This is a genomic window from Streptomyces sp. NBC_00083, from assembly GCF_026343295.1.
GTDB lineage: Bacteria > Actinomycetota > Actinomycetes > Streptomycetales > Streptomycetaceae > Streptomyces.
Map to the genome: position 1 here is coordinate 531,427 of NZ_JAPELY010000001.1, position 23,971 is coordinate 555,397.

Annotated in this window: 17 protein-coding genes; 8 read left to right on the forward strand and 9 right to left on the reverse strand. The window is 71.0% G+C overall.

The genetic code is table 11. The annotated features are described in order from the left end of the window. Positions 1-241: 241 nt before the first annotated feature. The 3 genes from OOJ98_RS02300 (at position 242) to OOJ98_RS02310 (ending at position 3,248) form a co-directional block, all read left to right on the forward strand. The gene (locus OOJ98_RS02300) at positions 242-1,234 is read left to right on the forward strand and encodes a ComF family protein (RefSeq protein ID WP_267052919.1); all 993 of its coding nucleotides are present in this window, start codon (positions 242-244) and stop codon (positions 1,232-1,234) included. A gap of 281 nt (positions 1,235-1,515) precedes the next feature. Beyond that, the gene (gene raiA / locus OOJ98_RS02305; protein WP_267052920.1) at positions 1,516-2,238 is read left to right on the forward strand and encodes a ribosome-associated translation inhibitor RaiA; all 723 of its coding nucleotides are present in this window, start codon (positions 1,516-1,518) and stop codon (positions 2,236-2,238) included. A gap of 251 nt (positions 2,239-2,489) precedes the next feature. Beyond that, on the forward strand, positions 2,490-3,248 hold the full coding sequence (locus OOJ98_RS02310) for a response regulator transcription factor (RefSeq protein ID WP_267052921.1): 759 nt from the start codon (positions 2,490-2,492) through the stop codon (positions 3,246-3,248). Here the strand turns inward: OOJ98_RS02310 and OOJ98_RS02315 are convergent. Next, the gene (locus tag OOJ98_RS02315) at positions 3,241-4,407 is read right to left on the reverse strand and encodes a winged helix-turn-helix domain-containing protein (protein WP_267052922.1); all 1,167 of its coding nucleotides are present in this window, start codon (positions 4,405-4,407) and stop codon (positions 3,241-3,243) included. The genes OOJ98_RS02310 and OOJ98_RS02315 overlap by 8 nt on opposite strands. 54 nt (positions 4,408-4,461) lie before the next feature. Next, positions 4,462-5,034 carry a GNAT family N-acetyltransferase gene (locus OOJ98_RS02320; RefSeq protein WP_267052923.1) on the reverse strand — a complete coding sequence of 191 codons (573 nt, stop codon included), beginning with the start codon at positions 5,032-5,034 and terminating at the stop codon, positions 4,462-4,464. A gap of 197 nt (positions 5,035-5,231) precedes the next feature. On the opposite strand from OOJ98_RS02320, the gene secA reads away from it, so the two are divergent. Continuing rightward, entirely contained in the window at positions 5,232-8,087 is a 2,856-nt protein-coding gene (secA, locus tag OOJ98_RS02325; RefSeq protein WP_267052924.1) for a preprotein translocase subunit SecA, read from the forward strand. A gap of 63 nt (positions 8,088-8,150) precedes the next feature. Here secA and OOJ98_RS02330 read toward each other — a convergent pair whose 3' ends face one another. Beyond that, positions 8,151-8,558 carry an Rv3235 family protein gene (locus tag OOJ98_RS02330; RefSeq protein ID WP_267052925.1) on the reverse strand — a complete coding sequence of 136 codons (408 nt, stop codon included), beginning with the start codon at positions 8,556-8,558 and terminating at the stop codon, positions 8,151-8,153. 293 nt (positions 8,559-8,851) lie between these two features. Between OOJ98_RS02330 and OOJ98_RS02335 the strand changes: the two genes are divergently transcribed. The 3 genes from OOJ98_RS02335 (at position 8,852) to OOJ98_RS02345 (ending at position 15,567) form a co-directional block, all read left to right on the forward strand. Further along, positions 8,852-9,358 (forward strand): hypothetical protein, encoded by a 507-nt coding sequence (locus tag OOJ98_RS02335; protein WP_267052926.1) that lies wholly within the window; start codon positions 8,852-8,854, stop codon positions 9,356-9,358. Between the two features lie 126 nt (positions 9,359-9,484). Then, positions 9,485-10,192 carry an HAD family hydrolase gene (locus OOJ98_RS02340; RefSeq protein WP_267055476.1) on the forward strand — a complete coding sequence of 236 codons (708 nt, stop codon included), beginning with the start codon at positions 9,485-9,487 and terminating at the stop codon, positions 10,190-10,192. 383 nt (positions 10,193-10,575) lie between these two features. Further along, positions 10,576-15,567, forward strand: coding sequence for an NAD-glutamate dehydrogenase (locus tag OOJ98_RS02345; RefSeq protein WP_267052927.1), 4,992 nt, complete (start codon positions 10,576-10,578; stop codon positions 15,565-15,567). Between the two features lie 137 nt (positions 15,568-15,704). Here OOJ98_RS02345 and OOJ98_RS02350 read toward each other — a convergent pair whose 3' ends face one another. From OOJ98_RS02350 to OOJ98_RS02360, 3 genes are all read right to left on the reverse strand, one after another. Beyond that, positions 15,705-17,024 (reverse strand): glycosyltransferase 87 family protein, encoded by a 1,320-nt coding sequence (locus OOJ98_RS02350; RefSeq protein WP_267052928.1) that lies wholly within the window; start codon positions 17,022-17,024, stop codon positions 15,705-15,707. Between the two features lie 130 nt (positions 17,025-17,154). Then, a complete protein-coding gene (locus OOJ98_RS02355; protein ID WP_267055477.1) occupies positions 17,155-17,964 on the reverse strand; it encodes an ABC transporter ATP-binding protein in 810 nt (269 codons plus the stop codon). A gap of 25 nt (positions 17,965-17,989) precedes the next feature. Next, complete coding sequence (locus OOJ98_RS02360; protein ID WP_267052929.1) at positions 17,990-18,883, reverse strand: ABC transporter permease; 894 nt, start codon at positions 18,881-18,883, stop codon at positions 17,990-17,992. Positions 18,884-19,123: 240 nt separating this feature from the next. On the opposite strand from OOJ98_RS02360, the gene OOJ98_RS02365 reads away from it, so the two are divergent. Next, positions 19,124-19,759 carry a TetR/AcrR family transcriptional regulator gene (locus OOJ98_RS02365; RefSeq protein WP_267052930.1) on the forward strand — a complete coding sequence of 212 codons (636 nt, stop codon included), beginning with the start codon at positions 19,124-19,126 and terminating at the stop codon, positions 19,757-19,759. A gap of 493 nt (positions 19,760-20,252) precedes the next feature. Here OOJ98_RS02365 and OOJ98_RS02370 read toward each other — a convergent pair whose 3' ends face one another. The 3 genes from OOJ98_RS02370 to OOJ98_RS02380 form a co-directional block, all read right to left on the reverse strand. Further along, the gene (locus tag OOJ98_RS02370) at positions 20,253-21,134 is read right to left on the reverse strand and encodes a carbohydrate ABC transporter permease (protein WP_267052931.1); all 882 of its coding nucleotides are present in this window, start codon (positions 21,132-21,134) and stop codon (positions 20,253-20,255) included. 129 nt (positions 21,135-21,263) lie between these two features. Continuing rightward, a complete protein-coding gene (locus tag OOJ98_RS02375; protein WP_267052932.1) occupies positions 21,264-22,616 on the reverse strand; it encodes a carbohydrate ABC transporter permease in 1,353 nt (450 codons plus the stop codon). A 7-nt stretch (positions 22,617-22,623) separates the two neighbouring features. Continuing rightward, positions 22,624-23,955 (reverse strand): ABC transporter substrate-binding protein, encoded by a 1,332-nt coding sequence (locus OOJ98_RS02380; protein WP_267055478.1) that lies wholly within the window; start codon positions 23,953-23,955, stop codon positions 22,624-22,626. Positions 23,956-23,971 lie beyond the last annotated feature (16 nt).

Consider the following 23,971-nt stretch of genomic DNA (forward strand, 5'->3'; position numbering starts at 1 on the left):
GCCAAAGCGCGCCGGACGCACGCCGGTTGACCCGGGCGCGTCCGGTCACTTCGGTCACTCCGGGTGCGGATGGACTGTCTGCCGCCGACAGGGCGACCCGGCCTGCCCTCCCTGCCCTCCCTGGCGTCCAGACACGGCTCGGTCCGGCCCGCCCCCGGGTTGTCCACAGGCGCGGCTCGGCCCGCCCTCCCCGTTGTCCACAGGGGTGGCCGGGTGCGGCACCCGTTGGCACAGTGGAGGCATGCGGGGGTGGTGGCGGGAGTTCTCCGGCCTTGTGCTGCCGGCCGCCTGCGGCGGCTGCGGCGAGGAGCGTACGGCGCTGTGCGAGCGGTGCCGGGCGGCGCTGCTCGGCGCGCCGGCACGCCGGGTGCGCCCGGCGCCCGAGCCCGCCGGGCTGCCTGTGGTGTACGCCTCGGCGGGCTACGAGGACGCCGTGCGCGCGATGCTGCTCGGCCACAAGGAGCGGGGCGCCCTGGGCCTCGCCGGGGTGCTCGGCCAGGCCCTCGCCGCCGCGGTGCGGGCCGCCGCGGGGCACCCGTGGCCGGGAGACCAGCGGCCCGGCGGGTGGCTCCCGCGCGTCCGGGGCTTCGGCGCACAGGACCCCGGCACGCGGGGCCTCCGCCCACGGGACCCAGGCGTCCGGGATCCGCGCGCGGGGGTCGTCCGCGTACAGAATCCCCGCGTGCTCGGCTCCCGCGGGAGCCTCGTGCTGGTCCCCGTCCCGTCGTCGCGGCGGGCCGTACGGGCCCGCGGGCATGACGCGACCCGCCGGGTGGCGTTCGCGGCCGCCGCGGAGCTGAGGCGTACCGGGACGGACGCGCGGGTGGCCTCCGTGCTGCGCCAGCGCCGCGCGGTGGCCGACCAGGCGGGGCTGAGCGCCCCGCAGAGGCTCGCGAACCTCTCCGGAGCCCTGACGGTGGCGGGCGGCGGCGCGCGGCTGCTGACGGGCGGCCAGGTGGTCCTGGTGGACGACCTGATGACCACGGGAGCCTCGCTCGTGGAGGCGGCGCGGGTGGTCCGTGGCGCGGGGAGCGGATCGGGGATACGGGAACCCCGTACGGGTTTACCCGACGGAGATGGATGCCTCAGGCAGGGAATTCCGGGATTTTCACTGCCGGGACCCGCGCATCATCGGCGGAGAACAGGGGAGGCGCAGAGCGATGCAGGCCAACCGCCGCTCGTGGCAGCGGTTGTCGCGGTCACTCCGGAATCGTTCGCAATAAACCGGAACTGACCGAGAATCTGCATCGTTGCAGGTAGTGAGAGGAGAGAAACACCTGACTGGAGGTACGTGCCAGTAGCGGGTGCCGACATCGCGTCGGGCGAGCTATGTTCGGTTGTGAGGAATGGCGAAAGCCCGTTCACTTAATGCATGGCTGAGCTCCGGCGCGTTTTCACTTACCCCCGACGGGGTGGGGTGGGGATCTTCTCGACGGGGGAGGAGGAGGTGATACGTCACCGAGTCCGAGGCTCCGGCACTCACCGGGGCCTGGTGCAAAAGGGAGCAGCTCCGCGTTGAGGCGGAGCGATCCGGGAACGGAGTTCTGCGTGGACATCGTCGTCAAGGGCCGCAAGACCGAGGTGCCCGAGCGGTTCCGCAAGCACGTGGCCGAGAAGCTGAAGCTGGAGAAGATCCAGAAGCTCGACGGCAAGGTAATCAGCCTCGACGTCGAGGTGTCCAAGGAACACAACCCGCGGCAGGCGGACCGTTCGGACCGGGTGGAGATCACGCTCCACTCGCGGGGCCCGGTCATCCGCGCGGAGGCGGCGGCGGCGGACCCGTACGCGGCGCTGGACCTGGCGACCGGCAAGCTGGAGGCGCGGCTGCGCAAGCAGCACGACAAGCGCTACACGCGCCGCGGCAACGGCCGGCTCTCGGCCGCCGAGGTCGTCGACGCCGTGCCGGGTGTCGCGGAGTTGAACGGAAACGGTGAGCTGGTGGCCACCGTGAAGGACGAGGCCGTACCCACCACCAGGATCGGCTCGCTCGAAGTGCAGGGCGAAGGACCGCTGGTGGTGCGCGAGAAGACGCACAGGGCGGCGCCCGTCACGCTCGACCAGGCGCTCTACGAGATGGAGCTGGTCGGGCACGACTTCTATCTGTTCGTCGACTCGGAGACGAAGCAGCCCAGTGTCGTCTACCGGCGACACGCCTACGACTACGGCGTCATCCACCTGGAGACCGACCCGCTGGCCGGAGACGACGTGGGCGGCGCGGGCGGTGCGCTGGGCGGCTGACCCCGCCCGGTGGAACCCACGGCCGGAACCGGCCGACCGGCGCGCTGAACGCTCGCGGACGGCGTGCCGTACCAACGAGTGGTGGTGCCCCTGGAGCGCTTGTGCGCCCCCAGGGGCACCATCGTGCGACCACTGGATCACCTTTCTGTCGGCCGGGCATGAAATCATGGCGTCGCACGCCAACCGCAGCTCCCTGGAGCGTGGTTGGTGCAGCACACCAACTCGGGCCACGGCCTTCAGGGGGAGGAACGATGGCGGACAGCTTCGGGCCGGTGCATGACGGTTCCCGTGCCGACAGCCCGAACAGTGGGGAGTGCGAGAGCGGCATGGGCACCGGGGGTTCCCGCAAGGAGCCGATCCGGGTCCTGGTGGTGGACGACCACGCCCTCTTCCGCCGGGGTCTCGAGATCGTGCTCGCCGCCGAGGAGGACATCCAGGTCGTCGGCGAGGCGGGGGACGGCGCGGAGGCGGTGGACAAGGCGGCCGACCTGCTGCCCGACATCGTCCTCATGGATGTGCGGATGCCCCGGCGCGGCGGCATCGAGGCGTGTACCTCCATCAAGGAGGTGGCTCCCAGCGCGAAGATCATCATGCTGACGATCAGCGACGAGGAGGCCGACCTCTACGACGCGATCAAGGCCGGCGCGACCGGCTACCTCCTCAAGGAGATCTCCACCGACGAGGTGGCCACCGCGATCCGGGCGGTCGCCGACGGCCAGTCGCAGATCAGCCCCTCGATGGCCTCCAAGCTGCTCACCGAGTTCAAATCGATGATCCAGCGCACCGACGAGCGCCGCCTGGTGCCCGCGCCCCGGCTCACCGACCGTGAGCTGGAGGTCCTCAAGCTCGTCGCGACGGGAATGAACAACCGGGACATCGCCAAGCAGTTGTTCATCTCCGAGAACACCGTGAAGAACCATGTGCGCAACATCCTGGAGAAGCTCCAGCTGCACTCCAGGATGGAAGCGGTGGTCTACGCGATGCGCGAGAAGATCCTGGAGATCAGGTAGCGAGTGCGGCGGTCAGTGCGGCCGCCTCCTGGGGTGTCCCGGCCCGCTCGATCCGTACGGCGTCGCACCGCACCCACTGGGCCGCCTCCACCAAGGCCTGGGCCATGGGGCCGACGGCCTTCGGCGAGGCCAGCGAGACCTGACGCGCGACCAGGGTGCGCCCCTCGCGCGCCGGGTCGACCCGGCCGATCAGCCTGCCGCCGGAGAGCAGCGGCATCGCGAAGTACCCGTGGATCCGCTTGGGTTTGGGGACGTACGCCTCCAGGCGGTGGGTGAAGCCGAAGATCCGCTCGGTGCGGGCGCGCTCCCAGACCAGTGAGTCGAACGGCGACAGCAAGGTGGTGCGGTGGCGGCCGCGCGGCGCGGTGGCCAGCGCCTCGGGATCGGCCCAGGCCGGCTTGGACCAGCCTTCCACGGCGACCGGCACCAGACCCGAATCGGCGACCACCGCGTCGAACTGCTCGCCCTTGAGGCGGTGGTAGTCGGCGATGTCCGCCCGGGTGCCGACCCCGAGCGACTGCCCGGCGAGCCGCACCAGGCGGCGTACGCACTCCGTGTCGTCCAGGTCGTCGTGGAGCAGCGCGCCCGGAATGGCACGCTCCGCCAGGTCGTACACCCGCTTCCAGCCGCGCCGTTCGGTGCAGACCACCTCGCCGTACATCAGCGCCCGCTCGACGGCGACCTTCGAGGCCGACCAGTCCCACCATTCGCCCTTGTTCTTGGCGCCGCCCAAGTCCGTTGCCGTGAGCGGCCCCTCGGCGCGCAGCTGCTTGATCACCTGCTCGTAGGCGCCGTCCGGCAGGTCGTGGCCCCAGTGCGGCCGGGCGCGGTAGGCGCGGCGGCGGAAGGCGAAGTGCGGCCACTCCTCGACGGGCAGGATGCACGCCGCGTGCGACCAGTACTCGAAGGCATGGCTGCCGCTCCAGTACGCCTCCTCGACGGGTTTGCGGCCGACCGCGCCGAGGCGGGCGTAGGCGACGAGCTCGTGCGAGCGGGCGAGCACGGAGATGGTGTCGAGCTGGACCGCGCCGAGATGGCGCAGCACCCCGCGCACCCCGCCCTTGCGGTCGGCCGCGCCCAGGAGGCCCTGCGCGCGCAGGGCGATCCGGCGGGCCTCGTCGGCGGACAGTTCCACGGCGGGGGACGGCAGGCTGGTCATGCTCCGCACGATAGTGGCCGCCACTGACAGCGCTCCAGGGTCCGCCGACCGGGTTCAGTCCCGCGCGGGCAGATGCGGAAGCACGCTCGGCAGGCCCAGGTCGGAGGGGAGCAGGGCGCCGATCCAGGTGTCGCGGCGGGTGCCCTTGTTGACGCTGCCCGCGCGCAGGGTGCCCTCCAGGGTGAACCCGGCCCGTTCGGCGACGGCCCGCGAGCCGGTGTTGCCGACCTCGGCCCGCCATTCGAGACGGTCGATCCCGGCCTCCGTGAACGCCCAGCGGGCGAGCCGCACCACGGCCTCCGTCACATAGCCGCGTCCCCTGTGCTCGGCCACCGCCCAGAAGCCGATCTCGGCGGTGCCCGAGCCGCGCGCCATGACGCCCGTGACGGCGAGCAGCGGACCGCCGTCCCTGGGGAGGACCGCGAAGGAGTACTCGGTGCCGGACTTCCAGGCCTGCGGCGCGATCTCCCCGGCGAAGGTCTCGGCGTCGGAGCGCGCGTAGGGGGACGGGATGGTCGTCCAGCGCTGGACCGCCGGGTCCTGCGCGCCCTCGTGGACGGCGTCGATGTCCTGCGGGCCGAGCGGACGCAGCAGCAGCCGCTCGGAGGTGAGCGTGACGGGTTCCATCGCCCGATTCTGCGCGGGTCCAGGGCCGCCGGGCCACCCCATTTCCGCCTCAGCCCGGCACCTTCGGGGAGTCCTGTCCGTTGTCGTAACAGCAGACTCCCGGCGCGGCCGGGTCCTCGCATACGATGACCGTTGCTGTATCCACACCCATAGCCACTCGACCGCGCCAGGCCCGACCGGCAAGGAGACCAACCCCCGTGTCCGTCCTCTCAAAGATCATGCGTGCAGGCGAAGGCAAGATCCTGCGCAAGCTGCACCGCATCGCGGACCAGGTCAACTCCATCGAAGAGGACTTCGTCAACCTCTCCGACGCCGAGCTGCGAGCCCTCACCGACGAGTACAAGGAGCGGTACGCGGGCGGCGAGAGCCTGGACGACCTGCTCCCCGAAGCCTTCGCGACCGTGCGTGAGGCCGCCAAGCGCGTCCTCGGCCAGCGCCACTACGACGTCCAGATGATGGGCGGCGCCGCGCTGCACCTCGGCTACGTCGCCGAGATGAAGACCGGTGAGGGCAAGACCCTCGTCGGTACGCTGCCGGCCTACCTCAACGCGCTGTCCGGCAAGGGCGTGCACCTGATCACGGTCAACGACTACCTGGCCGAGCGCGACTCCGAGATGATGGGCCGGGTGCACAAGTTCCTCGGTCTCGAGGTCGGCTGCATCCTCGCCAACATGTCGCCCGCCGAGCGTCGCGCCATGTACGCGTGTGACATCACGTACGGCACGAACAACGAGTTCGGCTTCGACTACCTCCGCGACAACATGGCGTGGTCCCAGGACGAGCTCGTCCAGCGCGGCCACAACTTCGCGATCGTCGACGAGGTCGACTCGATCCTCGTCGACGAGGCGCGTACGCCGCTGATCATCTCCGGCCCGGCCGACCAGGCCACCAAGTGGTACGGCGACTTCGCCAAGCTGGTGACGCGCCTGACCAAGGGCGAGGCGGGCAACCCGCTGAAGGGCATCGAGGAGACCGGCGACTACGAGGTCGACGAGAAGAAGCGCACCGTCGCCATCCACGAGCCGGGCGTCGCCAAGGTCGAGGACTGGCTGGGCATCGACAACCTCTACGAGTCGGTGAACACCCCGCTCGTCGGTTACCTGAACAACGCCATCAAGGCGAAGGAACTGTTCAAGAAGGACAAGGACTACGTCGTCATGGACGGCGAAGTCATGATCGTCGACGAGCACACCGGCCGTATCCTCGCCGGCCGCCGCTACAACGAGGGCATGCACCAGGCGATCGAGGCGAAGGAAGGGGTGGACATCAAGGACGAGAACCAGACGCTCGCCACGATCACCCTGCAGAACTTCTTCCGCCTCTACAAGCGCCACGACCAGGAGGGCAAGGAAGGGCCCGGCCTGTCCGGCATGACCGGTACGGCGATGACCGAGGCCGCCGAGTTCCACCAGATCTACAAGCTGGGCGTCGTCCCGATCCCGACCAACCGGCCCATGGTCCGCAAGGACCAGTCGGACCTGATCTACCGCACCGAGGTCGCCAAGTTCGAGGCGGTCGTCGACGACATCGCCGAGAAGCACGAGAAGGGCCAGCCGATCCTGGTCGGCACCACCTCGGTCGAGAAGTCCGAGTACCTCTCGCAGCAGCTCTCCAAGCGCGGCATCCAGCACGAGGTGCTCAACGCCAAGCAGCACGACCGTGAGGCCACCATCGTGGCCCAGGCCGGCCGCAAGGGCGCCGTCACCGTCGCCACCAACATGGCCGGACGAGGCACCGACATCAAGCTCGGCGGCAACCCGGACGACCTCGCCGAGGCCGAGCTGCGCCAGGCGGGCCTCGACCCGGTCGAGCACGTCGAGGAGTGGGCCGCCGCGCTGCCCGCCGCCCTGGAGAAGGCCGAGCAGGCCGTCAAGGCCGAGTTCGAAGAGGTCAAGGACCTCGGCGGTCTGTACGTGCTGGGCACCGAGCGCCACGAGTCCCGCCGCATCGACAACCAGCTGCGCGGCCGCTCCGGCCGTCAGGGCGACCCGGGCGAGTCCCGCTTCTACCTGTCGCTCGGCGACGACCTGATGCGCCTGTTCAAGGCCCAGATGGTCGAGCGCGTCATGGCGATGGCCAACGTGCCGGACGACGTGCCGATCGAGAACAAGATGGTGACGCGCGCGATCGCGTCCGCCCAGTCGCAGGTCGAGCAGCAGAACTTCGAGACCCGCAAGAACGTCCTGAAGTACGACGAGGTGCTCAACCGCCAGCGCGAGGTCATCTACGGCGAGCGCCGCCGCGTCCTGGAGGGCGAGGACCTGCACGACCAGGTGCGCCACTTCATGGACGACACGATCGACGCCTACATCCAGGCCGAGACCGTCGAGGGCTTCGCCGAGGAGTGGGACCTGGACCGGCTGTGGGGCGCCTTCAAGCAGCTCTACCCGGTGAAGGTCACCGTGGAGGAGCTGGAGGACGCGGCGGGCGACCGTGCGGGCATCACGGCCGAGTTCATCGCCGAGTCCGTCAAGGACGACATCTACGAGCAGTACGCCTCCCGTGAGGAGCAGCTCGGCTCCGACATCATGCGTGAGCTGGAGCGCCGCGTGGTGCTCTCGGTCCTCGACCGCAAGTGGCGCGAGCACCTCTACGAGATGGATTACCTCCAGGAGGGCATCGGCCTGCGGGCCATGGCGCAGAAGGACCCGCTGGTCGAGTACCAGCGCGAGGGCTTCGACATGTTCAACGCCATGATGGAGGGCATCAAGGAGGAGTCGGTCGGCTACCTGTTCAACCTGGAGGTCCAGGTCGAGCAGCAGGTCGAGGAGGTCCCGGTCGTGGACGCCGCGCTCACCGACGCCCCCTCGCTCACCAAGGAGGACACCATCCCGGCCGCGCGTCCGGAGATCCGGGCCAAGGGCCTGGACGCCCCGCAGCGCCCGGACCGGCTGCACTTCTCGGCGCCGACGGTGGACGGCGAGGGCGGCATCGTCGAGGGCGACTTCGACAACGGTGACGACGAGCAGGCCCGCTCCGAGGGCGACGGCCTGACGCGCGCCGAGCGCCGCAAGGCGCAGAAGACGACGGGCGGCCGCCGCCGCAAGAAGTAGCGGCGCGGTACGCGATCGAGGGGCCCGGCACCGGACAGGTGCCGGGCCCCTCGCCGTACCCCGCTACGCCGGTACGCGTTCACCGCCCAGCTCCACGGCGGCGCAGCGCCAGCGCAGGTCGGCGCCCTGCTCCAGCCGGAAGGCCATGGCACGCACCTGCTCGCCCGCGGCGATGCAGGCGGCCGCCTCGACGATCCCGCGGGCCGGCGGGGCCGCGCGGCAGGACCGTACGACGGGACGGGCGCCGCGGGTGCGGAAGGGGGTGCCCGGGGCGAGCCGCACCAGCTGCTCGTACGCCTCGCCCACGGTGAGGCCGAGCATCCAGTGCACCGGACGCTCGCCGCTGAGCACCGCGAGCAGTTTCTGCGCGAACAGCTCGTGCGGGGTCAGCCGCTCGGGCCGCCGGCTTCCGGCACCGCCGGGCCCGCGCTGATCGTCGCGTCCCGCCGGCCCGGTCGTGGTCCTGCTCATGGCTGCCGCCCCCTTCGATACCAGTGGGTCAATACCAGTCGGTAACCTCTGTTGGGGATCTTGTACGGGGACGGCGGGAGCCGCCGCAAGGACCGTGCCCGGGGTGCGGGGCACCCACCCCGGTTCACCTATCCGGATGAGCGCGCCCGGTGTCTTCCCAGGTGGGACCCGCTCGGAACGGCCCGGCGGGGGAGCGGAGCCAAGGGGGCACCGGCAGCTCGAAGGGGGACTCCCGCGCGTATCCTGAAGCCGTCTCCCGACCCGATGAGACGACGAGAAGAGAGCGGTCTGTCATGCGCGTCTACGTACCCCTGACCATCTCCGGTCTCGCGACGGCGCACCGCGCCGGAGAGCTCGGCCCCGCGCCGCTCACCGCCTACGCCGTCACGCCGGGCCTGCGCGAGTGGTACGTCTCGGACGACATCGAGGAGCTGGAGTACGCGGCGCTCAGCCGGGCCGCGGCCGCCTCGCTGCGCCTGCTCGCCGGGGAGCCCGGCACCGTCAGGCGCCGCGTCGTGATCGCCGCCGACGTGCCCGACGACACCGCGAGCGCCGACCCGGACAGCGCCCTGGACGCGAGTTCGCTCGGCGAGGTCAGGATCGCCTCCGCGATCGCGCTGGCCAAGGCGGCCGCCGTCCACGTGGACGCCGAGGACGCGGTGACCGACGTGACGGCCGCGGCGGAGGCGCTCGGCGCCGCCGATCACGGCGACGACGACGCCCAGTTCACGGTGGACGGGGCCGACGACCACGAGCTGCTGTGGTTCGGGGTGCAGGAGATCCCCAACCTGATCGCCTGATCCTCCCCCCCCCCGGGGCCCCGACCGACCCTCCCCGGCCTCCTGACCGGCCGGAACACCGGCGCACGGTCGATTGTCAGTGGGGATGGGTACCTTTTGTGCATGGGGAACGGCATGGGGAACGGCATGGGGACCAGCAGGCGGGAAACGGGCGGGCGCCCGGCTCATCTGGTCTGGGACTGGAACGGCACACTGCTCGACGACATCGCGGCGGTCATCGAGGCGACCAACGCCGCCTTCGCGCAGCTGGGCATCGAACCGATCACGCTGGAGCGCTACCGCGACCTGTACTGCGTGCCGATCCCCCGGTTCTACCAGCGCCTGATGGGACGCCTGCCCACCGACGCCGAGTGGCTGGTCATGGACGCCGCCTTCCACGAGCAGTACTGGGCGCGCGCGGACGGCTGCGGGCTCACCGAGGGCGCGGCGGAGCTCCTCGCCGCGCGGTACGCGGCCGGTCTCGGCCAGTCTCTGCTCTCCATGGCGCCCCATGAACACCTGGTGCCGATCGTGCGCCGGCACGGCATCACGGAGCACTTCCTGCGCGTCGACGGACGCACCGGCCCCTCGCACGGCAGCAAGGCCGAGCACATGGTGCGCCATCTCACCGCGCTGCGCGCCGCCGACCCGGAGATATCCGGCGAGCGGATCGTGGTGATCGGGGACGCGGTGGACGACGCGGTGGCGGCGGACGCCGTGGGCGCGCGGGCCGTGCTGTTCACCGGCGGCTCGCACAGCCGGACCAGCCTCGCGGCCGCCGGTGTTCCCGTCGTCGACACCCTCGCGGAGGCGGTGGCGGTGGCCGAGGAGCTCGTGGGCCGACGGCGCGCGTGACCGCGGTCGGGCGCGTGTTCGGTCGCGCGGCCGGTTCGCGTCGGTGCCGCCTGTCCAGAGTGTCCAACTACGGGCCCGTCTTTTGTACACAAGAGGCTCATGACGAGCCGGGGTGCAGGAGCGATAGCCTTGTCCCGTGATCAGCGCGATATGTCGCGGAGGCACTGCCGCCTCTGCCCTGCGCCCGGAGCGCCACGGCGTCCGGGCAGTCGCTGGTCCCCTCCACCCGGAATCAAGGCCCGAAGCCACAAAATTGGCCGGTATGCGCCCGGGTAACTCTCATCGCGGCATAGCGTCGACACCGACCGGACACCCCGCGTCGTGGCGTTGCGTCGCTTCTTTCCCCTACGTCACGCAACGGCGCGCGACAGGAGCCAGAGGACATGCAGACCAAGCTGGACGAAGCCAAGGCCGAGCTGCTCGCACGGGCGGCCCGGGTAGCTGAGAACAGCCCGGCCGGGGGGCCCGGAGCCCTGGGGGACACCCCCAGGAGCGACCGGGCGGCCACGACCGAGGCCACGAGCGAGGAAGGTCCCGACCAGGGCGTCCTCCTCGGATACCTCCAGCGCTACTACCTGCACACCGCGCCCGAGGACCTCGCCGACCGCGACCCGGTCGACGTCTTCGGCGCCGCGCTCTCCCACTACCGCCTCGCGGAGAACCGGCCGCAGGGCACCGCCAACGTTCGGGTGCACACCCCGACCGTCGAGGAGAACGGCTGGACCTGCAGCCACTCCGTGGTGGAGGTCGTCACCGACGACATGCCCTTCCTGGTCGACTCGGTCACCAACGAGCTGTCCCGGCAGAACCGCGGCATCCACGTGGTGATCCACCCGCAGGTCGTCGTGCGCCGCGACGTCACCGGCAAGCTCATCGAGGTGCTCGACACCGCCGACCAGACCACCGAGCTTCCGCACGACGCGCTCACCGAGTCCTGGATCCACGTCGAGATCGACCGCGAGACCGACCGGGCCGACCTGAAGCAGATCACCGCCGATCTGCTGCGCGTCCTGTCCGACGTGCGGGAAGCCGTCGAGGACTGGGAGAAGATGCGCGACGCCGCGCTGCGCATCGCCGACGAGCTGCCCAAGGAGCCGAAGGCCGGCGACCTCCTCGACGAGGACGTCGACGAGGCCCGCGAGCTGCTGCGCTGGCTCTCCACCGACCACTTCACCTTCCTCGGCTACCGCGAGTACCAGCTCACCGACGACGACTCGCTGTCCGCCGTCCCCGGCACCGGCCTCGGCATCCTGCGCTCCGACCCCAAGCACGGCGAGGACGACGCCCACCCCGTCTCGCCGTCCTTCAGCAGGCTGCCCGCCGACGCCCGCGCCAAGGCCCGCGAGCACAAGCTGCTCGTGCTGACCAAGGCGAACAGCCGCTCCACCGTGCACCGCCCGTCCTACCTCGACTACGTCGGCGTGAAGAAGTTCGACGAGCAGGGCAACGTGATCGGCGAGCGCCGCTTCCTCGGCCTGTTCTCCTCGGCCGCGTACACAGAGTCGGTGCGCCGGGTGCCCGTCGTGCGCCGCAAGGTCCAGGAAGTCCTCAAGGGCGCCGGCTTCTCGCCCAACAGCCACGACGGCCGCGACCTGCTCCAGATCATGGAGACCTACCCGCGCGACGAACTGTTCCAGACCCCCGCCGACCAGCTGCGCTCCATCGTGACCTCCGTCCTGTACCTCCAGGAGCGCCGCCGGCTGCGGCTCTACCTGCGCCAGGACGAGTACGGCCGCTACTACTCGGCGCTGATCTACCTGCCCCGCGACCGCTACACCACGGGCGTCCGGCTGCGGCTCATCGACATCCTCAAGGAGGAGCTCGGCGGCACCAGCGTCGACTTCACCGCGTGGAACACCGAGTCGATCCTGTCCCGGCTCCACTTCGTGGTCCGCGTCCCGGCCGGCACCGAGCTCGCCGCGCTGACCGACGCCGACTCCGAGCGCATCGAGGGCCGCCTGGTCGACGCCGCCCGCTCCTGGGCCGACGGCTTCTCCGACGCGCTGAACGCCGAGTGCGGCGAGGAGCGCGCCGCCGAGCTGCTGCGCCGCTACGGACACGCCTTCCCCGAGGGCTACAAGGCCGACCACTCGCCGCGCGCGGCCGTCGCCGACCTCGTCCACCTGGAGCAACTCACCCACGGGCGGCGGGACTTCGCGCTCTCCCTGTACGAGCCGGTCGGCGCCGCCCCCGGTGAGCGCCGCTTCAAGATCTACCGGATCGGCGAGCAGGTCTCGCTCTCCGCGGTGCTCCCGGTGCTCCAGCGCCTGGGCGTCGAGGTCACCGACGAGCGCCCCTACGAGCTGCGCTGCGCGGACCGTACGCACGCCTGGATCTACGACTTCGGCCTGCGCATGCCGAAGAAGGCCAACGGCACGGGCGACTACCTGGCCGACGACGCCCGCGAGCGCTTCCAGGAAGCCTTCGCCGCGACGTGGACCGGCGCCGCCGAGAACGACGGCTTCAACTCCCTGGTGCTGCGCGCCGGCCTCAACTGGCGCCAGGCGATGGTGCTCCGCGCCTACGCCAAGTACCTGCGCCAGGCCGGCTCCACCTTCAGCCAGGACTACATGGAGGACACCCTCCGCGACAACGTCCACACCACCCGGCTGCTGGTCTCGCTCTTCGAGGCGCGCCTCTCGCCGGAGCGCCAGAAGGCCGGCACCGAGCTCATCGACGGCCTGCTCGAAGAGCTCGACGGCGCCCTCGACCAGGTCGCGAGCCTGGACGAGGACCGCATCCTGCGCTCCTTCCTCACCGTCATCAAGGCGACGCTGCGGACGAACTACTGGCAGAAGAACGCCGAGGGCAACCCCCACGCGTACATCTCGATGAAGTTCGACCCGCAGGCGATCCCCGATCTCCCGGCGCCCCGCCCGCAGTTCGAGATCTGGGTCTACTCGCCGCGCGTCGAGGGCGTCCACCTGCGCTTCGGCAAGGTCGCCCGGGGCGGTCTGCGCTGGTCCGACCGGCGCGAGGACTTCCGCACCGAGATCCTCGGCCTGGTCAAGGCGCAGATGGTGAAGAACACCGTCATCGTGCCGGTCGGCGCCAAGGGCGGCTTCGTCGCCAAGCAGCTCCCCGACCCGTCGGTGGACCGCGACGCGTGGCTCGCCGAGGGCATCGCCAGCTACAAGACGTTCATCTCGGCGCTGCTCGACATCACCGACAACCTGGTCGCGGGCGAGGTCGTCCCGCCGGCCGACGTGGTCCGCCACGACGAGGACGACACCTATCTGGTGGTCGCCGCCGACAAGGGCACCGCGACGTTCTCGGACATCGCCAACAACGTGGCGATCAGCTACGACTTCTGGCTCGGCGACGCGTTCGCGTCCGGCGGCTCCGCCGGCTACGACCACAAGGGCATGGGCATCACCGCCCGCGGCGCCTGGGAGTCCGTCAAGCGGCACTTCCGCGAGCTGGGCCACGACAGCCAGAGCGAGGACTTCACGGTCGTCGGCGTCGGCGACATGTCGGGCGACGTGTTCGGCAACGGCATGCTGCTCTCGGAGCACATCCGCCTGGTGGCCGCCTTCGACCACCGGCACATCTTCATCGACCCGCAGCCCGACGCGGCGGTCTCCTACGCCGAGCGCCGCCGCCTGTTCGACCTGCCGCGCTCCAGTTGGGCCGACTACAACACCGAGCTGCTCTCGGCCGGCGGCGGCATCCACCCCCGCACCGCCAAGTCGATCCCGGTGAACGCGCACATCCGCGAGGCCCTCGGCATCCCGGCCGGCGTCACCAAGCTGACCCCCGCCGACCTGATGCAGGCGATCCTCAAGGCCCCGGTCGACCTGCTGTGGAACGGCGGCATCGGCACGTACGTGAAGTCGTCGGCGGAGTCCAACGCCGATGTCGGCGACAAGGCCAATGACGCGATCCGCGTCAACGGCGAGGACCTGCGGGTCAAGGTCGTCGGCGAGGGCGGCAACCTCGGTCTCACCCAGCTCGGCCGCATCGAGTTCGACCGCAAGGGCGGGCCCGAGGGCGAGGGCGGCAAGATCAACACCGACGCCATCGACAACAGCGCCGGTGTGGACACCTCCGACCACGAGGTGAACATCAAGATCCTGCTCAACGGGCTCGTCACCGACGGCGACATGACCGTCAAGCAGCGCAACAAGATCCTCGCGGCGATGACCGACGAGGTCGGCCACCTGGTGCTGCGCAACAACTACGCGCAGAACGTGGCGCTGGCCAACGCGGTCGCGCAGTCGCCCTCGCTGCTCCACGCCCACCAGCGCTTCATGCGCCGCCTGGGCCGCGACGGCCACCTGGACCGGGCCATCGAGTTCCTGCCCAACGACCGTCAGATCCGCGAGCTGCTCAACGGCGGCAAGGGGCTCAGCCAGCCCGAGCTCGCCGTGCTACTCGCCTACACCAAGATCACGGTGGCCGACGAGCTCATCCACACGGTGCTCCCGGACGACCCGTACCTGGCCGGCCTGCTGCACGCCTACTTCCCCGAGCAGCTCCGCGAGAAGTTCACCGAGGCGGTCGACGGGCACGCGCTGCGCCGCGAGATCATCACCACGGTCCTGGTCAACGACACCGTCAACATCGGTGGTTCGACCTTCCTGCACCGGCTGCGCGAGGAGACCGGGGCCTCCCTCGAAGAGATCGTGCGGGCGCACGCCGCGGCCCGCGAGATCTTCGGCGTCAACGGGGTGTGGGACGCGGTCGAGGCGCTCGACAACAAGGTCGCCGCCGAGGTCCAGACCCGGATCCGGCTGCACTCGCGCCGCCTGGTGGAGCGCGGCACCCGCTGGCTGCTCAACAACCGGCCGCAGCCGCTCCAGATCGCCGAGACGATCGAGGACTTCTCGGCCGGCGTGGCCCAGGTCTGGGACGCGCTCGCGGGTCTGCTCAAGGGCGCCGACCTGGAGTGGCACCAGAACATCCTGGACGAGCTGACCGGCGTGGGCGTGCCCGAGGAGCTCGCGCGGCGGGTCGCCGGGTTCTCCTCGGCCTTCCCTGCGCTCGACATCGTCGCCATCGCGGCCCGTACCGGCAAGGAGCCGCTCCAGGTCGCCGAGGTCTACTACGACCTGGCCGACCGGCTGCGGATCACCCAGCTGCTCGACCGGATCATCGAGCTGCCGCGGGCCGACCGCTGGCAGTCGATGGCCCGCGCCGCCATCCGCGAGGACCTGTTCGCGGCCCACGCCGGGCTGACGCAGGACGTCCTGTCGGCCGGCAACGGCGAGGGCTCGCCGGAGGAGCGCTTCAAGGCGTGGGAGGAGAAGAACGCGGCGATCCTGGGGCGTGCGCGCTCGACCCTGGAGGAGATCCAGTCCTCCGACGCGTTCGACCTGGCCAACCTGTCGGTCGCGATGCGGACCATGCGGACGCTGCTGCGCACGCACACCTGAGCGCCGTAGGGATCTGAGCGCCGTACGCGTCCGAAAGGGGCGCCCACCGTTCGTGGTGGGCGCCCCTTTCGCGTGCCGGGCGCTCGGCCGCGCCGCAGGCGGGCTCCCGGGAACACCGGGTACGTGGCCTCGTGGCCTCAGGCGTCGGAGGCGCTCGCGTCGCGTCGGCCGGACGGTGCGGTGCCGGTGACGGTGGTCGTGGACGCCGTGGCCGTCGCGGTCCACAGTCTGCGGCAGGAGATCAGGGCGGCTGCCAGGAGCAAGGTGTTGCGGGCGGCCATGACCGCCGTGCCCAGGGCGCTGCCCGCGATGACCTCGTCGTACAGGCAGGGAAAGGCGAGGGCGCTCAACGCCGCCGCGGGGAGCAGGAGGTGGGCCACCGGGCGCTGGGTGGTGCGGCCCGAGGTGAGGCAGACCGCGGCGAGCCCGAGGAGCCACACGAGGTACTGGGGGCTGATCACCCGGCTCGTCACGGTGAACAGGAGCACCGCGCACAGCGCGGCGTCCAGCGGCACCGCCACCGTCCACCGCCGGGCGCGCACCCGCCAGAACACCAGCCAGCAGACGGCGAGTCCGGTCAGGACCAGGCTCACGGTGGCGAGCGCGGAGGCGTACGACCCGGTGAACTCCATGGCGCCGTAGCGGTAGACCACCTGTCCGGGGCGGCCCGTCGCCAGGTGGGCGAGTTGGAGGGCGGTGCCGCCGAGGGACTCGATCTGGAGCCCCCGGCCGCCCTGCTGGCGCGCGAAGTCCAGGGCGTGGTCGAAGGCGAGGGCCAGCACGGTGAGCAGGGCGGCCGCCGCACCGAGCGCGCCGAGCAGGGCGCGCCGGGTGCTGCGGCCGGGCGGGGCGCCGACCAGGGCGAGCAGCGGCCACACCTTGACCAGGGCGCCGAGACCCGCGAGCGCCCCGCCGAGGCCCGGCCTGCGGCGCAGCGCGAGCAGGGCGCCCACGGCGAGGGCGGTGACCTGTACGTCGTAGCGGGCGTACGGGACGTGGAGCAGGAGCGGGAGGCCGCCGACCCACAGCCAGGCCCCGGCCGCGCTGCCGCCGGGGCGGGCGCCGGCCCGCACCAGGGCGAGGGCGATCAGCGCGTCGCAGCCGAGGGTGACGGCGGTGAAGGCCTGGAAGAAGGTGAGGAAGGGGAAGAGCGAGGGGGTCAGCAGCACCGCGCCCGCGCCCGGCGGGTACTGCCAGGTGGGGTCGCCGAAGGGGAACGTGCCGGTGGTGAGCTGGTCGTACCAGCGGCGGTAGAGGACGTACACCTCGCCGCTCACGCCGCCGACGCCGAGCCGGTCGGTGACCAGGAGGTGCAGCATCAGCGCGCGGGTGGCGACCCAGCCGGCGGCGAGCGCCGCGTACCGGGTCCGGCGGCCGAGGGCGCCCGGGTCGGGCGCGGTCGCGGGGGCCGGGATGCGGACCCGGGCGGGCGGCGGGGGCATCTGAGAGGGCGTCATCGCGCGAAGTTTATGCGCGCTATGTCGCGATTGACGGGGCGCCGCGACGGAGGATGCGCGCAGCGCCGTACGCCCTTGTGGTGCGGGACACCACAAGGGCGCGCCGCACCCTGTGGGGTGGGGAGGCCGCCTACTTCTTCTTCGTGTACTGCTCGTACGCCGCGAGCACCTCGGCCGTGGGGCCGTCCATCCGCAGGGTGCCCGACTCCAGCCACAGGGTGCGCTCGCAGGTCTCCCTGATCGAGGCGTTGCTGTGGCTGACCAGGAAGACCGTGCCGGCCTCCTCGCGCAGCTCGGTGATGCGCTCCTGGCTGCGGCGCTGGAACCGGGCGTCACCGGTGGCCAGGGCCTCGTCGATGAGCAGCACGTCGTGGTTCTTGGCGGCGGCGATGGAGAACCGGAGGCGGGCGCCCATGCCGGAGGAGTACGTACGCATGGGGAGCGAGATGAAGTCGTCCTTCTCGTTGATCCCGGAGAAGTCGACGATGTCGTCGTAGCGTTCGCGCACCTCCTCGCGGGACATGCCCATGGCGAGGCCGCCGAGGGTGACGTTGCGCTCGCCGGTCAGGTCGTTCATCATCGCCGCGTTCACGCCGAGCAGCGAGGGCTGGCCCTGCGTGTAGATCTTGCCCCGGGCCGTCGGGAGGAGGCCCGCGACCGCCTTGAGCAGGGTCGACTTGCCCGAGCCGTTGGAGCCGATGAGGCCGATCGCCTCGCCGCGCCGGGCCACGAAGCTCACGCCCTTGACGGCGTGCACCTCGCGCATGCCGGGGCGCTCCTTGCGGGAGACGATCCGGTTGAGCGCGGCGGTGGCGCCGCCCCTGCCCTTGGATCCGGCCCCGTTGACCTTGTAGACGATGTGGACGTCGTCGGCGATCACGGTCGGTGTGCCGAGCGCGTCGCCCGTGCCGGGTGCGTCCGGCGCGGTGTCCCGGCTCAGGATGGCGGGGTCCGCCGTCTTCGTATCAGCCACGGCCGTACTGCTCCTCTGCCTTCCAGAAGTAGATGAAGCCCGCCGCCAGCGCGATGACGGCCCAGCCGCCGGCCACCGCCCACACGTGCGGGGGCAGCTGCTTGGCGTGGAAGCTCTTGATCATCGCGAAGCGGACCAGGTCGATGTAGACCGCGACCGGGTTGAGGCCGAGCAGCCGGCCCACGATGTGCGGCAGCTTGTGGAGCTGCGGGGCGAGGTTCCACATCACGCCGGACATGTACATCCAGGTGCGCAGGATGAACGGCATCACCTGGGCGATGTCCGGGGTCTTCGCGGTGATCCGGGCCATCACCAGGGCGAGGCCCGTGTTGAACATCGACTGCAGGACCAGGGCCGGGACCAGCAGCAGCCAGGAGACGCTGGGCAGCTGGCCGAAGCTCATGATGATGATCGCCAGCGCGGCCAGCGAGAAGAGCAGCTGCTGGAGCTGCTGGAGGGCGAGCGAGACCGGCAGCGAGGCGCGAGGGAAGTGCAGCGCGCGCACGAGGCCGATGTTGCCGGTGATCGCGCGGGTGCCCGACATGATCGAGTTGGCCGTGAAGGTCCAGATGAACACGCCCGTGACCAGCCACGGGATGTAGTCCGGGGTGCTGGACTTGTTGCCCATCAGGATGCCGAAGATGAAGTAGTACACGGCCGCGTTCAGGAGCGGCGTCATCAGCTGCCAGATCTGGCCCAGCTTCGCCTCGCTGTACTGCGCGGTCAGCTTGGCCGTGGCGAAGGCGGTGATGAAGTGGCGCCGGGCCCACAGCTGACGCGTGTAGTCGGGCAGCGTCGGGCGGGCGCCGCTCACCTTCAGGCCGTACTTGGCGGCCAGTTCGGCCGGGGTCAGGGCCTGGTCGCCGGTGCGGCGGCCGGACTGCATCGGGATGGAGGCCGATGCTGCCGATGGTGCTGCGGTCGGGCGCGCAGCTGCGGTCTGGCTCACTACGGTCGCTTTCGCCGGGACCCGGGAGGCTTCCCGGGGCGGAGGATCACCCGCGGCGGGAGGATTCCCGGAGCGGGGGACGGGCGCGACGGGACGGAACCGTATCGTCGCTTCGGCGAGAGTAGGACGCGATGGCGTCGCAACGCAACCGTCTCGTCGCAACGCTATGCTCAAGCCATGACCAAGACGGACCCGGAGACCGCCGCCACCAGCCGCCCGCCGTCACGTCGCGCACCCGCCGGGGCCGCCGTGCTGCGCGAGGACGTGACGGACGCCATTCGGGGGGCCGTCTTCCAGGAACTCGCCGCGGTCGGCTTCGCCCGGATGTCCATCGAGGGCATCGCGCGGCGCGCGGGCGTCGGCAAGACGGCGGTCTACCGGCGCTGGAAGTCGAAGCTCGCCATGGTGCTCGACCTGGTGTCGGTCTTCGCCGAGCAGGGACTCCCGGTGCCGCACACGGGGTCGCTGTACGGGGACATCCGCGCGCTGCTCGCCGTGGCCTCCATGGCCCTGCGCCACCCCATCGCCTCGCAGGTCATTCCCGACCTGCTCGTCGAGTCGGTGCGGCACCCCGAGATCGCCGACGCGATCAAGGCGGCGCTGCTCGACGGGCAGCAGGGGGTTGCGGTGGTGGTGGTACGGGAGGCCGTCGAGCGGGGCGAGCTGCCGCCCGGGGCGGATCCCGACCGGGCGCTCGATCTGATCGTGGGGCCGCTGTACTGGCGGCTCGTGGTGGTGAAGGGCGGGCTGCCCAAGGGCTACCTCGACGACCTGGCGAAGTCGGCGGTGGCCGCGCTGACGGCTGCCGCCTAGCCGGTACGGTGCCGGGGGCCCTACCGGGGGCGGGGGGCTGTGCCGTTTGCGCGGCTCCGCCGCGGTGGGTGTGGGTGGTGGGCTGCGGCTCCGGGTGCCCTACAGGGCGTGGCCTGTCGACTCCGGGTGCCCTACGTCTTTAGGGGCGCGGGGAACTGCGCGGGTGCCCCAGCACGGTCTGCTGACGAAGGCCGGGGTTGCTGGGGCTCCGCCCCAGGCCCGGGATGCCCCACCCCACCCCTTCCCGAAACCCTCCGGGGGTTAGGAACGGGCTGAGGTACAGACCCCTGGGGCTCCGCCCCAGACCCCGTTCGCGCCTGAAGGGCGCTCGTCCTCAAATGCCGGACGGGCTGAAGATGCCGGGCCCAAGCACCCTGCCACGGGGGGGGAAGGGTGCCGGGACGGAGCTCCCTGCCAAAGGGGGAGGGTGCCGAGGCCGAGCTCCCTGCCAAGGGGGGAGGCCGGGCCCAAGCGCCCTGCCGAGGGCGGGCCGCTACTTCACCGCCCCGGCCATCACCCCCGACACGAACTGCCGCTGGAAGGCGAAGAACACGGCGAGCGGGATGACCATCGAGACGAAGGCGCCCGGCGCGAGGACGTCGATGTTGTTGCCGAACTGACGGACCTGCTGTTGCAGGGCCACCGTGATCGGCGGGTGCTTGGAGTCGGCGAAGATCAGCGCGACGAGCATGTCGTTCCAGACCCACAGGAACTGGAAGATGCCGAGCGACGCGATCGCCGGGCCGCCGAGCGGCATCACCACCCGCGTGAACAGGCGGATCTCGCCCGCCCCGTCGAGCCGGGCCGCTTCGAGGAGCTCCCTCGGGATCTCCGCGAAGAAGTTGCGGAGCAGGAAGATCGCGAAGGGCAGACCGAAGGCGACATGGAAGATGATCACGCCGATCGTCGTCTCGAAGATCCCGATCTGCCCGAAGAGCTTGGCGACCGGCACGAGGGCGACCTGCACCGGCACGACGAGCAGGCTCACGACGACCATGAACCACCAGTCGCGCCCGGGGAAGTCCATCCACGCGAACGCGTAGCCGGCGAGCGAGCCGATGACGACGACCAGCACGGTGGCCGGGACGGTGATCGCGACCGTGGAGAGGAGCGAGTTGGTGATCGTGCTGTTGTCGAGCAGGTTCGCGTAGTTGTGGAAGGTCAACTGGGACGGGTCGGCGAACGTCTTCCACCAGCCGGTCGAGGCGATGTCGGCGGGGCTGCGGACCGAGGAGAGCAGCAGCCCCACGGTCGGCATCAGCCAGAACAGGCCCACGAGGATGAGGAACACGCGCAGGACGCCGCCGCCCGCCCGCGAGGCGATGCGCGCGGGCAGCGACTGCCGCGCCTTGACGATCCCTTCGACTGTGGTCATCGCAGGGCCTTTCTGTGCGCGCGGAGGTGAGTCATCGCTTGCCCTCCCTGCGCATGCGCCGGATGGTGCTGTGCTGTCCCGGGGGGCGACCCCCGGACCCCCGGCCGGAGGCGGCTGTCGTGCGGGCGGTCATCGCTTGCCCTCCCTGCGCATGCGCCGGATGTTGAAGAGCATCACCGGGATCACGAGGAGCAGCAGCAGGACCGCGATCGCGCTGCCGATGCCGAGGTCCGCCTCGGTGCCGAAGGAGGAGCGGTAGAGCTGGAGGGCGAGGACGTTCGCGTCGGCCTGGCTGGAGCCGGGCGCGATGATGAAGACCAGGTCGAAGATCTTCAGGACGTTGATCATCAGCGTGACGAGGACGACCGCGAGCACCGGCGCGAGCAGCGGGACCGTCACGCGCCGGAACACCTGCCACTCGTTCGCGCCGTCCACCCGGGCCGCTTCGAGGAGTTCGCGCGGCAGACCCGCGAGGCCCGCCGCGATGAGCACCATCGCGAACCCGGCCCACATCCAGATGTACGAGCCGATGATGGCCGGGGTGACCAGGGCCGGGCCCAGCCACTCGACGCCGTTGTACGGGGCGTGGAAGTTGCTCTCGGGGAGCCGGAGTTGGGCCCCGTCGGCCGCGGCGGGCAGCGTGAACGTACCGTCGGCCGCGGCGGTGGCGGATGCGACCACCTTGCCGCCGCGCACCGCCTCCACCTTCATGCCCTTGAGGCCGAGCTCCTTGGGGTCGATGACGGAGGGATGGCCGCCGCCGCCCTTGGTGAAGTCGAGCCAGACCGTGCCGGTGACCTTGCCCGGGGTCCTGGGGGCGGCCTTCGCGGGCGCGGCCGACGACGGCATCGTGTCGGCGGCGACCCCGACCAGGGGCAGCAGCGCCGGGGTACCCGCGCTCACCGGGCCCCGGGTGACGAACGTGCCGCCACCGCCGTCCTTCAGGGGTGCGGTCGGCAGCGGATGTGCCTTGGGATAGCCGGCCGCGTCGGTGAACGTGTCGTGCACGCCCACCACCACGGCATTGGCGACGCCGCGCGCCGGGTCCTGCTCGTACACCAGCCGGAAGATGATGCCCGCGGCGAGCATGGAGATCGCCATCGGCATGAAGACGACGAGCTTGAACGCCGTTCCCCAGCGCACCCGTTCGGTCAGCACCGCGAAGATCAGACCGAGCGCGGTGGCGATCGTCGGGGCGCAGACGACCCAGATCGCGTTGTTCTTCACCGCGGTGCGGATGGTGGGGTCGGTGAACAGCGTCTTGTAGTTGTCGAATCCGGCGAACGAGTTCCCCGACTGGTCGAAGAACGACCGGTAGACGGAGAAGCCGATCGGATAGACGACGAGCGCACCGAGCAGTACGAGCGCGGGCAGCAGGAACACGGCCGCGATCCACTTGCGCGTGGCGGTGACGCTCTTGCGGGTCCTGGGCGCGGGGGGCGTGGCGGGAGGCGGGGCGCCTCCCGCCGTGGCGGTGGTCATCGCCGGGTCAGTTCTTGAACGCCGCGGCCGCGTCGGCCTCCAGCCTGGACTGGGTGCCCGCGATGTCGGACGGGTTCTTCAGGAAGTCCTGGAGGTCCTTCCACTCGCCCTTGCCCGGGGTGCCGCCGAAGGACTGCGGGGCCTGGTCCGACATGTCGAAGCGCACGTTGTCACCGGCGCCGATCAGCGCCTTCGCGATGCCGCGCTGCACGTCGTTGGGGTACGCGCCGAAGTCCAGTGCCTTGTTCGGCGAGATGAAGCCGCCCGAGCCGGCCGCGATCTTCGCGGCGTCCGTCGAGCCCAGCCAGGTGAGCAGCGCCTGCGCTCCCTTGGTGTCCTTCAGGGCGACCGCCGCGTCGCCGCCGGTGACGACCGGCGCCTTGTCGCCGACCGCGGGGAACGGGAACGCCTTGGCGTCGGTGCCGAGCTTGGCGGAGGTCTCCGCGATGTTGACCGCCGCGAAGTCGCCCTCGAAGACCATGCCCGCCTTGGGCTGGTCGCCGCCGGTGAACGTCTGGGTGACGGAGGCGGGGAACTCGGTCTGGAGCGCGCCGTTGGCGCCGCCCGCGATCAGGTTCGGCTTGCCGAAGAGCTGGGCGAGCGTGGTGAGGGCGTCCTTGACCGACGGGTCGGTCCACTTGATCGCGTGCTTGGCCAGCTGGTCGTACTTGTCGGGCCCGGCCTGCGAGAGGTAGACGTTCTCGAACCAGTCGGTGAGGGTCCAGCCGTCCGCGCCGCCGACCGACACCGGGGTCACGCCGGACGCGGAGATGGTGTCGGCCGTGGTGAGGAAGTTCTTCCACGTCGCGGGCGGGGTGGCGCCCGCGTTGTCGAAGACCTTGGTGTTGTACCAGACCAGGGACTTGTTGGCGGCCTTGAAGTACACCCCGTACTGGGTGCCGTCGACCGAGCCCAGGTCCTGCCACACCTTCGAGTAGTTCGCGGTGAGCTGCGCCTTCGCCTCGGCGCCGGCCGGCTTGGCCCACTTCTTCGCCACGGCCTGCTGGATCGCGCCGACCTGGGGGAGCATCGCCACATCGGGCGGGCTGCCGCCGGCGATCTTCGTACCGAGGAAGTTGACGATCGGGTCCTGGGCGGGGACGAAGGTGACGGTGGCGCCGGTCCGCTTCTCGAACTCCTTGAGCACCTTCACGAAGTTGGCCTGCTCGGCCCCCGTCCACACCGCGGCGACCTCGATCTTCTCCCCGTCGAGCTTGGGGAGTTGGACACCGCCCGCCGAGGTCGTGGCGCCGCCGCTCGCGGACGGAGTGCTCTTGCTGTCGCCGCTGCCGCACGCGGCGGCGCTCAGCGCCAGTGAGCCGACGGCCAGCGCGGCCAGCAGGGTGCGCCCCGTC